Source organism: Bradyrhizobium sp., from assembly GCF_049586575.1.
In the GTDB taxonomy this organism is placed as follows: Bacteria; Pseudomonadota; Alphaproteobacteria; order Rhizobiales; family Xanthobacteraceae; genus Bradyrhizobium.
Genome location: NZ_JBAVCF010000076.1, coordinates 1 through 10,926 on the forward strand (window position 1 = coordinate 1; position 10,926 = coordinate 10,926).

The 10,926-nt window shown below is 63.7% G+C and carries 9 protein-coding genes; 7 read left to right on the forward strand and 2 right to left on the reverse strand.

What is annotated here, in order from left to right; all coding sequences use genetic code 11:
* From WB528_RS02300 to mutL, 7 genes are all read left to right on the forward strand, one after another.
* A partial coding sequence (locus WB528_RS02300) for a class I tRNA ligase family protein (RefSeq protein WP_423886811.1) occupies positions 1-1,668 on the forward strand: 1,668 nt, incomplete at its 5' end.
* Positions 1,641-2,162 carry a signal peptidase II gene (gene lspA, locus WB528_RS02305; protein ID WP_423886812.1) on the forward strand — a complete coding sequence of 174 codons (522 nt, stop codon included), beginning with the start codon at positions 1,641-1,643 and terminating at the stop codon, positions 2,160-2,162. The genes WB528_RS02300 and lspA, both read left to right, overlap by 28 nt.
* Positions 2,163-2,272: 110 nt before the next feature.
* Positions 2,273-3,025 (forward strand): hypothetical protein, encoded by a 753-nt coding sequence (locus tag WB528_RS02310; protein WP_423886813.1) that lies wholly within the window; start codon positions 2,273-2,275, stop codon positions 3,023-3,025.
* Positions 3,026-3,257: 232 nt separating this feature from the next.
* On the forward strand, positions 3,258-4,649 hold the full coding sequence (locus tag WB528_RS02315) for a M16 family metallopeptidase (protein WP_423886814.1): 1,392 nt from the start codon (positions 3,258-3,260) through the stop codon (positions 4,647-4,649).
* Positions 4,650-4,705: 56 nt separating this feature from the next.
* On the forward strand, positions 4,706-6,013 hold the full coding sequence (locus tag WB528_RS02320) for a M16 family metallopeptidase (RefSeq protein ID WP_423886818.1): 1,308 nt from the start codon (positions 4,706-4,708) through the stop codon (positions 6,011-6,013).
* A gap of 92 nt (positions 6,014-6,105) precedes the next feature.
* Entirely contained in the window at positions 6,106-6,525 is a 420-nt protein-coding gene (gene arfB, locus WB528_RS02325) for an alternative ribosome rescue aminoacyl-tRNA hydrolase ArfB (protein ID WP_423886819.1), read from the forward strand.
* Positions 6,526-6,609: 84 nt separating this feature from the next.
* On the forward strand, positions 6,610-8,436 hold the full coding sequence (gene mutL, locus WB528_RS02330) for a DNA mismatch repair endonuclease MutL (RefSeq protein ID WP_423886815.1): 1,827 nt from the start codon (positions 6,610-6,612) through the stop codon (positions 8,434-8,436).
* A 188-nt stretch (positions 8,437-8,624) separates the two neighbouring features.
* Here the strand turns inward: mutL and rsmD are convergent, their stop codons facing one another.
* Together rsmD and WB528_RS02340 are read right to left on the reverse strand one after the other, a co-directional pair.
* Positions 8,625-9,185, reverse strand: a complete 561-nt coding sequence (rsmD, locus tag WB528_RS02335; protein WP_423886816.1) for a 16S rRNA (guanine(966)-N(2))-methyltransferase RsmD — start codon at positions 9,183-9,185, stop codon at positions 8,625-8,627.
* Between the two features lie 3 nt (positions 9,186-9,188).
* Positions 9,189-10,926: pseudouridine synthase (locus tag WB528_RS02340; protein ID WP_423886817.1), on the reverse strand; the 1,738-nt coding region annotated here is incomplete at its 5' end.

Consider the following 10,926-nt stretch of genomic DNA (forward strand, 5'->3'; position numbering starts at 1 on the left):
CATTCGTGGCGCTCGAAGAAGCCCGTGATCTTCCGCAATACGCCGCAATGGTTCATTGCGATGGACAAGGACATCGTCGAGAACGGCAAGGCCAAGCGTGGGGACACCCTGCGTGCCCGCGCGCTACACGCGATCTCGGTCACGCAATGGGTGCCGCCGGCGGGGCAAAACCGTATCAACGGCATGATCGTGAACCGCCCGGATTGGGTGATCTCGCGCCAGCGCGCCTGGGGCGTGCCGATCGCGGTGTTCGTGCGCGAAAAGGGGGATGGCTCGGCGGAGATCCTGCAAGACGACATCGTCAACCAGCGGATCTGTGAAGCCTTCATGGAAGAAGGTGCGGACGCCTGGTACCGCGACGGCGCCCGCGCGCGCTTTCTCGGGCCCCGCGCCAACGAAGATTGGAAGAAGGTCGACGACATTCTCGACGTCTGGTTCGACTCCGGCTCGACGCATGCGTTCGTGCTGGAAGATCGCCAGAATTTTCCCAATCTCGGCCACATCGTTCGCAAGATCGATGGTGGCCAGGATACCGTGATGTATCTCGAAGGCTCGGACCAGCACCGGGGCTGGTTTCACTCCTCACTGCTGGAGAGTTGCGGCACCCGTGGCCGCGCTCCCTATGATGTCGTGCTCACGCACGGCTTCACGCTCGACGAGAACGGCCGCAAGATGTCGAAATCGCTCGGCAACACCGTCGAGCCGCAAAAGGTGATCGCGCAGTCCGGCGCCGACATTCTGCGGCTGTGGGTCTGCGCCACCGACTATGCCGACGACCAGCGCATCGGCCCTGAAATCCTCAAGAACACCATCGAAACCTATCGCAAGCTCCGCAACACCGTCCGCTGGATGCTCGGCACGCTGCACCATTTCAAGCGCGATGACGCTGTGGCGCAGGCCGACATGCCCGAGCTCGAGCGGCTGATGCTGCATGAACTCGCCGGACGGGCAACGATCGTCAGCAAGGCCTATGCCGAGTTCGATTACAAGACCGTGGTTGCCAGCCTCTCGGCATTCATGAACAGCGAATTGTCGGCTTTCTATTTCGATATCCGCAAGGACACGCTGTACTGCGATCCGCCGTCATCGCTGGCGCGCAAGGCCGCGTTGACTGCCATCGACTTGATCTGCGATGCGATCCTGCGGTGGCTCGCACCCGTCTTGAGCTTCACCTGTGAGGAAGCCTGGTCGCTGTACAGACCCGGCGCGGAGGCCTCCGTGCATCTGACGTTGTTCCCCGATGGGCTGCAGGCGTTCCGCGACGACGCCCTGGCGGCGAAGTGGGAAACCATTCGCGCTGTACGCCGCGTCGTCACCGGGGCGCTTGAACTCGAGCGGGCCGCGAAAAACATCGGCTCGTCGCTGGAAGCCTCGCCCGTCATCTATGTTTCGGACAGGCAAACCCTGGCTACTCTGTTCGATGTCGATCTGGCCGAAGTCTGCATCACCTCGAACTATGAGGTCCGGGAGAGCGAGGCCCCGGCTGGTGCTTTCCGTTTGAACGACGTGCCCAATGTCGCCGTTGTGGTCGAAAAGGCCGTGGGCAAGAAATGCGCCCGGTCATGGAAGATCCTCCCCACCGTCGGCGACGATACCGAATATCCCGACGTGTCGCCACGGGATGCCGTTGCGCTGCGCGAATGGAAGGCGTTGGGAGTGACGCCTTGAGTCTCCACCTGCGCCTCGGCGTGATCGTGGCCTTCGTCACGCTGGTGCTCGACCAGGCTTCGAAGTTCTGGCTGGTCCGGGTGTTCGACATTGCCCACCGTGGCACGGTCAAGCTCACCCCCTTCTTCGACCTGGTCCTGGCCTGGAATCAGGGCATCAGCTTCGGGTGGTTTCAGAACGACGGTCCGACGGCCCAGATCGCCCTGATGGCGATCAAGGCGGTAGCGGTCTTGGTCCTGGCAATCTGGATGGCCCGGTCGCGCACCCTGATCGCCTCGTTAGCCCTCGGGTTGATCATCGGCGGGGCGGTCGGAAACGGCATCGACCGCCTGGTCTACGGCGCGGTGGTCGATTTTGCCCTGTTCCACGTCCAGATCGGCGATAATACCTTCAATTGGTATGTCTTTAACCTCGCCGATGTAGCAATTGTTGCCGGGGTTGCCGCCCTGTTGTATGACTCGTTTTTGGGGATACCCGCCGTAAAAGCGCCCTGATCCGGCTAATATTAGCCGTTGAGTTTGGGCTTTGCAGGTCTGTCGCGGCGCGCCTAAACGGGCCGCAAAAGTTTGGACAGTAAACGCCGATTTTGAGAGGATCGTCGATCATGGCATTCCGTTCCCTTCGTCTCGTCGTGGTCCCCTTGGCCGTTGGCTTTGTCGTGACCGCCGTTGCCGCGCGCGCCGGCGAAGACGACAGGTCCTTCTCCGAAAAGATCATGGACGGCTTCTACGGCACGATCCGCGGCACCAACATGGATAACCACGGCATCGACTACCGCGAGCGGTCGCCGCTGGTGGTGCCTCCGACACTCGATCTCCCGCCGCCGGTCTCTGCCAACGACGCGCCGGTCGCGAATTGGCCCAAGGATCCTGACGAGCGCCAGCGCAAGGCTGTTATCGCCGCGAAGAAGAAGGCCGCGCCGCCTCCGGGCCGCGTGCTCGTTACCACCGCAGGCGCGCTGCCGCAGCCCATCAACATCGCACCGCCGGTAGACCCGCAGGCGGGGCAACCGCCGGCCCCGGGGACGACGCGTCCGGCCTACGCCAGCGACCGCAATGGCACGGCACTCACCGATCCAGTCTATGACAAGCCGGGCGATTTGTTCACGGGCGGCGCATCGGAGCTGGCTGATAGCATTGGCATCGGTAACCTGTTCGGCGGCAGCGGCAAAGCTGTGCAGGTTGAGCCCGGCACGGAGCCGGTACGCCAGGCCTTGACCCAGCCGCCGGTTGGGTACCAGACCCCGTCGACGAACTATGCCTATGGCGAACAAAAGAAGGGCTGGCTGGATGGCACGGCCAATCCGGACAAGAACCCGCTTAGCCAGATGTCCAGCGCATCCAGCGTCGTTCACTGAGAAGCCGCTCACTAAGACATAGGGTCATCCGGTTTTCCCGACCCTGCTTGGGCGCCGCTCAATCCGCGGCGCCATCGCTCCTTTGATTCCGAAGTTCGCTTCAGAGGTTGCTGCAATTGCTTGCGAACTTCGGAAAGTAGGCACTGGTGGAGTTTTGGACATTCGCTTTCGAAGCTTGCAGCCCGACGGGCAGCAAGCGCCAACTCCCCGTTTCCGGGCTTCCAGACCGTCCATGACATCACCGCGGAGATTCCGGGTTTCCCTGTTCGCCGGCCTGATTGCAGCGCTTGCCGCACTTCCAAATGCCGCAACGGCCGAGACCACGGCCACGCCCGCACCGCCGGCTTCATTCACCCTCGACAACGGACTCCAGGTCGTGGTGATTCCGGATCACCGCACGCCGGTCGTCACCCAGATGATCTGGTACAAGGTCGGCTCCGCCGACGAGACGCCCGGCAAGTCCGGCCTTGCGCATTTTCTTGAACACCTGATGTTCAAGGGCACGAGCAAGCATCCGGCCGGCGAATTTTCCCAAACGGTGCTGCGAATCGGCGGCAACGAGAATGCCTTCACCTCCGCCGACTACACCGGCTATTTCCAGCGCGTGCCGCGCGAACAACTCGGCAAGATGATGGAGTTCGAGGCCGATCGCATGACGGGCCTCGTCCTGAAGGATGAAAACGTATTGCCCGAGCGCGACGTCGTGCTCGAGGAATTCAACATGCGGGTGGCCAATAATCCCGAGGCGCGGCTTGCCGAACAGATCATGGCGGCGCTTTATCTCAACCACCCCTATGGGCGGCCCGTGATCGGCTGGCATCAGGAGATCGAGAAGCTTAATCGCGCGGACGCGCTCGCCTTCTACAAACGTTTTTATGCGCCCAACAACGCCATACTCGTGATTGCCGGCGACGTCGATCTCGATGAGGTACGGCCGATGGCGGAGCGGACGTTTGGCGTCGTCGCCGCGCAGCCGGCGATTCCGGCGCAGCGGATTCGTCCGCAAGAGCCCGAGCCGGCCGCGCCGCGTACGGTCACCCTGTCCGATCCCCGCGTCGAACAGCCGAGCCTGCGGCGCTACTATCTGGTCCCGTCCTCCACGACGGCTGCGGCCGGAGAGAGCGCCGCGCTTGACGTGCTGGCGCAGCTGATGGGCGGCGGCAGCAACTCCTATCTCTATCGCCGGCTGGTGATCGACCAGCCGCTGGCGGTGAACGCCACCGCCTCCTATCAAGGCGTTTCGCTCGACGCAACGCAGTTTGCGATATCGGCGGCGCCGAGGACCGGCGTGACGTTCGCGCAAGTCGAGCAGGCCATCGACGATGTGATCGCGGACATCGGACAGAACGGCGTTCGCGCTGAAGATCTCGACCGCGTCAAGACGCAGTTGATCGCCGAGACCGTCTACGCTCAAGACAATCAGGCCACCCTTGCCCGCTGGTACGGCGCGGCGATGACAACTGGTCTCAGCATCGAGGACATCAGGAAGTGGCCCGAGCGCATCCGCGCCGTGACCGCCGACCAGGTTCGCCATGCCGCGCAAGAATGGCTCGACAAGAAACGTTCGGTAACCGGCTATCTCATCAAGGACGAAACGCCCAAATACGCGGAGAAACGCTCGTGACCTTCCCAGAGATCGGCGCGGCGCGTGAATATCTGATTGGTGCATGTTTGATCCTGATGACGATGATGCCGGCGCCTTCGCACGCCGCCGCCAAGATCCAGCTCCTGACTTCACCCGGCGGCATCGAGGCGTGGTTTGTGCAAGATGCCACCGTGCCGCTCGTCGCCATGGAATTTGCCATGGACGGCGGCGCTACCCAGGACCCGCCTGGCAAACCCGGCGTCGGCAATATGGTGGCCGACCTCATCGATGAAGGCTCGGCCGACCTCGACTCCAGGGCGTTTCACGAACATCTGGACCGGCGGGCCATCGAGCTTGGCTTCAGCGTCACGCGGGATTATTTCCGCGGCTCCTTGCGCATGCTCAAGGACAACAAGGACGAAGCCTTCGACCTTTTGCGGACGTCGCTGACCTCGCCGCATTTCGACAGCACCGACGTCGAACGCATCCGCACGCAGCTCATGTCCGGCTTGAGGCGCGAAACAACCAACCCGGGTTCGCTCGCCAGCCGCAAATTCCTGGAGATCGCATTTGGCGATCATCCCTATGGGCGGGCGGCCGGCGGCACGCTGGAAAGCGTTCCCAAGATCACTGTGGCCGACATGAGAGATTATGTCGGCCGCGTGCTGACGAAGGAACATTTGAAAATTGCCGTGGTCGGCGATATCGACGCCGCTTCACTCGGAGCATTGCTGGACCGGACATTTGGCGGACTGCCTGCCAGGTCGAAGCTCACGCCGGTCTCCGAGATCAAGGCCAACAGGCCTCCGCAGCGAGAGTTCATCGCGCTCGATGTACCGCAGACCGTGGTGACCTTCGGCGGCCCCGGTATCAAGCGCAGCGATCCGGATTTCATGGCGGCCTTTGTCGTCAATCACGTTCTCGGCGGCGGATCGGGATCGCGGCTCTACCGCGAAGTCCGCGAGAAGCGCGGCCTTGCCTATTCGATCTCCGACTCGCTGGCGTGGATGACCCACTCCGCCCTGTTTGCCGGCTCGACCGGAACGCGAGCCGACCGCGCCGGCGAAACGGTCGATGCCATCAACCGCGAAGTCCGCCGCATCGCAGAAGACGGCCCGACCGAACGGGAGCTCGATGAAGCCAAATCGTACCTCAAGGGCTCGCGAATGCTCTCCCTCGATACCTCATCGAAGCTCGCCTCCGCGCTGCTGCAATACCAGCTCGATCGTCTGCCGATCGACTATCTGGAGCGCCGCAACGCCATCGTCGATGCGGTCACGATCGATGACGCCAGAAAGGCTGCGCGCAGGTTGTGGGGCGACGGTCTGTTGACCGTCATCGTCGGCCGCGCACCGCAGGCCGCCGCCCAGCCGGTGGCTGCGGTGCCCATGAAGGCGAATTGAGCCCTCCCCGGTCAAGCAAATCGCACGCAAAACCGTTATTCTCCGAAAAGCCCGATTCCATGAAGGAATCGCTTTTCGGTTCGGTGACGCCAATGCTGCGGATTGCCCGCGACCTTTCGATCGACGAAAACGACATCGATATTTCCTTTGTTCGCGCCTCCGGACCCGGCGGGCAGAATGTCAACAAGCTCTCTACCGCCGTGCAGTTGCGATACGACGCTCGCCGGCTCACGCTGCCGGACGACGCCGCGGCGCGGCTGGAGCGGCTTGCCGGTCAGCGCATGACCAAGGACGGCGTGATCGTCATTCACGCGCAGCGCTTTCGCACCCAGGAGCGTAACCGGAGCGATGCGATCGAGCGTCTCGTCGAGTTGTTGCGCGAGGCCATGATACGTCCGGTTCCACGGCGCGCGACCCGACCGACATTTGCTTCGAAAAAGCGCCGGCTCGAGGGCAAAAAGCGCCGCAGCGACGTCAAGGCAAAGCGAGGCTCCGCCCGCTTCGACGATTAAAGCAAACGGGGGACTTCTCCGGCTTTACCCTCCCGGAACGCCGGAAAACCCCCTAAATTAGCTCTCCACCTGCGAGTGAGTTGAATGCCCGTCCGACAATTGCCTGAGCAAGTCGTCAACCGCATCGCGGCGGGCGAGGTGGTCGAGCGCCCGGCGAGCGTGGTCAAGGAACTCGTTGAGAACGCCATCGATGCCGGCGCAAGCCGGATCGATATCTTCACCGACGGCGGCGGCCGGCGAAAGATCGCCATCACCGACGATGGCGGCGGCATGACCCATGCCGACCTTATCTTGGCGGTCGAACGTCACGCCACCTCCAAGCTCGACGACGAGGACCTGCTGTCGATCCGCACGCTGGGATTCCGCGGCGAGGCGCTGCCCTCGATTGGCGCCGTGGCGAAACTCAACATCACTACCCGCCATGCCGGCGGGCCGCACGCCTGGTCGCTGTCGGTGGAAGGCGGGATCAAATCGGCGATCGCGCCGGCCGCATTGTCGCAAGGTACCCGCGTCGAGGTCAGCGACCTCTTTTATGCGACGCCGGCGCGGTTGAAGTTCCTCAAGACCGACCGCACCGAAGCCGAGGCGATCCGCGAGGTGGTGCGGCGGCTGGCCATGGCGCGGCCCGACATTGCCTTTACGCTGGCGGGTGAAGAGCGAGGCCCCGTCACCTGGGCCGCTGCGCTTCCCGGCGCGCCCGGACAGTTGACGCGGCTCGGCGATATCCTGGGCGCGGATTTTCGCTCCAGCGCAATTGACGTTCGCTCCGAACGCGAAGGCGTCGTGGTCGAGGGATTTGCCGCGGCGCCGTCGCTGACGCGCGCCAATGCGCTTGGGCAATATCTCTTCGTCAACGGCCGGCCCGTTCGCGACAAGCTGATCCTGGGCGCGGTGCGCGCCGCCTACGCCGATTATTTGCCGCGTGACCGTCATCCCGTGGTGGCGCTGTTCGTAACTCTTCAGTCAAGAGAGGTCGACGCCAACGTTCATCCCGCCAAAACCGAGGTGCGCTTCCGCAATGCGGGACTCGTGCGCGCCTTGATCGTGCATGCGCTCAAGGAAGGCCTGGCGCGCGAAGGCAAGCGCACCGCGGCCAATACCGGCAGCAACGTGATCGATGCGCTGCGCCCCGCCTTTGCGCCACGACAGGCATTTGACAGGCGAACGAACTGGGACTGGCGGCGCTCGCCGGCTTTTCCCGTCGGGGCGCAGCCAGCCTCTGAAAACGGCGCGCGCACCGCTTTCGCCGAACCGGGCCAGGCGGCCTTCGATGTCGGCGCGCCGACCGCTGACGTTCGCTTTCAGGAGCAGCCGCCGGCCGACCTGCTCGATTGTCCGCTCGGCGCGGCCCGGACGCAGATTCACGAGACCTATATCGTCTCGCAGACCCGTGACGGGCTCATTGTCATCGACCAGCACGCCGCGCATGAGCGCATCGTCTATGAGAGATTGAAAGCTTCGCTGGCGAAAAACGGCGTGCAACGGCAAATCCTGCTGATCCCGGAAATCGTCGAACTCGACGAGGCCACCGTCGAGCGATTGTTGGAACGCAGCGACGAACTGGCATCCTTCGGGCTTGCGATCGAATCCTTCGGCCCCGGCGCGGTCGCGGTGCGCGAGACGCCGTCGCTGCTCGGCAAGACCAATGCCGGTTCACTGCTGCGCGATCTCGCCGAGCATATGGCGGAATGGGACGAAGCGTTGCCGCTGGAACGGCGGCTGATGCATGTCGCAGCTACCATGGCCTGCCATGGCTCGGTCCGCGCCGGCCGTCTTCTGAAGCCCGAAGAGATGAATGCGCTGCTTCGCGAGATGGAAGACACCCCCAATTCCGGCCAATGCAATCACGGTCGGCCGACCTACGTGGAACTGAAGCTTTCGGATATCGAGAAGCTGTTCGGGCGAAGGTAGTGACCTTAGCACACTGTCGTCCCGGCCAAGCCAACAGGTCGCGCGAATGCGCGCCCGATGACAGGCTCCACGCGAGCCAGGACCCATCACCACCGGCGGCTCTCGCCGAGCACGCCAGAACGACGAGTTACCGCAACTACAAACTCCGGTGGTTATGGGTCCCCGCTTTCGCGGGGACGACGTTCGACCTAGATATCGTCGGTGCGTAAAAACACAAACTCGGTGTCGTCGTAGGCGCGACGTTCCAGTTCCGAAAAACCCTCGGCCGCTTTGAACGCGGCAGCTTTTGCTTCCTCGACCACGAGCAGCGCACTTGGCGCCAGCCAGCCTCCACCACGCAGCGAGACCAGCGCCTTGTCGGCCAATCCCTTGGCATAGGGCGGATCGAGGAACACCAGCGAGAACGGTTCCATCGGATGCGCCGGACCGAGGTTGGTGGCGTCGCGGCGATAGACTTTCGTCACGCCGCCAAGACCCAGCGCCTCGACATTGTCGCGCATCAAGGCACGCGCCTCGGCGCCGTTGTCGACAAAGAGCGTGAATTTGGCGCCGCGCGAGATCGCCTCGATACCGAGCGCGCCGGTACCCGCAAACAAGTCGAGCACGCGCGCGTCCTCAATCGGATCGTCATAGGCGTGGATCAGGATGTTGAAGATCGCCTCGCGCAAGCGGTCCGCGGTCGGACGGATATCGCGCGAGGAGGGCGAGGCGAGATTGCGGCCCTTCAGTCTGCCTCCAACGACTCGCATGAATTACTCATCCTGCGGCTTCAGGTCGCGCTTGCCGTGATAGCCCCGCTTGGGACGGCGCGGCGGACCATAGCCATTCGCCTCTTCCTCGTTGCGGGCGCGCGACTCTTCGCTACCGGTGCGCTGCACCAGTACGCGACGGCCCTTGCGGTCAGCGATCAGCGCGCTCTTGCCGGCGGGTTTGAACGGCTTTTTGCCGCGCGGTGGGTCGGCCGCTTCATCTTCGGACGTCGTGATCGCTTGGCCCGGCATGGGCCGGTTGAAATCAGCGCCGGCAAGCGTTGCGATCTTTTCCCCGAGTTGCTCGCGCAGCACCCGCGTCTTGACCTCCTCCACCGTACCCTCGACGAGTTCGGCAAGCTGGAACGGGCCGTAAGACACCCGGATCAGTCGGTTCACTTCGAGACCCAGATGCGCCATCACGTTGCGCACCTCGCGGTTCTTGCCTTCGCGGATCGCAAATACCAGCCAGACGTTGGCGCCCTGGTCGCGCTCCAGCGTAGCGTCGATCGAACCGTATTTGACGCCGTCGATCTCGACGCCTTTTTTCAGTTCGTCGAGTTGGCCTTGGGTGACTTCGCCATGGGCGCGGACGCGATAACGCCGCAGCCAGCCGGTCTCAGGCAATTCGAGCGCGCGTGCGAGCCCGCCGTCATTGGTCAGCAGCAAAAGACCTTCGGTATTGAAGTCGAGCCGGCCGATGCTGATCAGCCGCGGCAGGCCTTCGGGCAGGTTGTCGAACACCGTTGGCCGCCCCTCGGGATCGGCATGGGTCGTCATCAGCCCCCGCGGCTTGTGGTACAGGAACAGCCGCGTGCGCTCGCGCGGCGGCAATGGCTGACCGTCCACGGTGACCACGTCGTTTTCGGTGACGTCGAGCGCGGGAGAATTGATCACCCGGCCGTTGACGGTGACGCGCCCCTGCACGATCCATTCTTCGGCGTCGCGGCGCGAGGCAAGCCCCGCCCGTGACACCACCTTGGCGATGCGTTCGCCGGATTTCTTGACCTTTGGCGGACGCGCCTGCCGCCGCTCATCAAGTGCGCGCTCGCGATAAGCGCCGCGCCCGCCGAACGCCGGGCGTTTGGCAAAGACCTTGCTGTCGTCCTCATTGTCGCGGCGGGGACGATCGAAGTCCCGGCCACGCCCCTCGCTGCGGGGATGCTCCTGCCAGTCCGCGCGGCCTTCCGGACGCCCAGGGTCGCTGTTGCGATCCCGACGCGGGCGGTCAAATTTCGGCCGGTCCTCGCGAGGACGATCGAATTTCGGACGCTCGCGAAACGGACGATCGCCTTCAGGGCGATCCTCGCGCGGACGCGAAAAACGCGGGCGATCACCGGTATCGCGACCGCGCGGATTGTCGTAGCGCGGCTTGTCGAATTTTGGACGGTCGAAATTCCGCGCACCTTCACGGGCTGTACGCGTTTGCCGCTCGGCGCGATCCGGCGAGGAGGAATCTCGTTTCTGCCACGGTTTGGCGTCGCCCCGGTCGCGGCCGAATTCCCGGTCGCGATCCGGCCGACTGCCAAAATCCTTGCGCGGACCGCGCGAAAACTTCTTGTCGCCGTCGAACTTTCTTTCGGGACGACCGGCGAACGGCCGGTCTCCGCGCGGACGATCGCCATCCCGTGGCCGCGCGTTGAACGGGCGGTCACCTCGCGGACGATCACTATCCTTGCGGAAGCCCTCGCCGCGCGGGGTATAGGGCCGCTTCTCGCCGCCCTCGCGCGGGGTGTAAGGC